1 protein-coding gene is annotated in these 526 nt (G+C 69.0%); it reads right to left on the bottom strand.

Going from position 1 to position 526, the window contains the following annotated elements; all coding sequences use genetic code 11:
• A partial coding sequence (locus tag D3H34_RS33745; RefSeq protein ID WP_119558939.1) for an amidohydrolase occupies positions 1-526 on the bottom strand: 526 nt, incomplete at both ends.

The raw sequence follows: 526 nt of genomic DNA, 5'->3' as shown, positions 1-526 counted from the left end.
GGGCCGCGGCCACATGCTCGCTGATGCGGTGCAGGCCGGCGATCATCATCTTCTCGGTGCTGGTCTGCAGCGTGCGCACCGTGCCGTAGATCACGGCATTGTCGGGAATGATGTTCTCGACCGTGCCCGAAGCGATCTGGCCCACGGTGAGCACCGCGCTGTCGAGCGGGTCGGTGCTGCGCGACACCAGCGTCTGCAGCTGGCCCACGAGCGCGCAGGCCACGGGAATCGGGTCGATGGTGGTGTGGGGCATGGCCGCATGGCCGCCCTTGCCGCTGATGCGGATCTCGAAGCGCAGCGCCGACGCCATGATGGGGCCGACGCGCACCGCCATCTTGCCCGCGGGCAGCGAGGGCCAGTTGTGCAGCGCGAACACCGCTTCGCAGGGGAACAGCGTGAACAGGCCGTCCTCCATCATCGCGCGCGCGCCCGCGCCGCCTTCTTCACCCGGCTGGAAAATCAGGTGCACCGAGCCGTCGAAGTCGGGTTGCTGAGCGAGCAGCGTGGCCGCGCCCAGCAGCATGGT

The sequence above is a fragment of the Acidovorax cavernicola genome, assembly GCF_003581445.1.
This window is presented reverse-complemented; position numbering and strand designations above follow the sequence as displayed.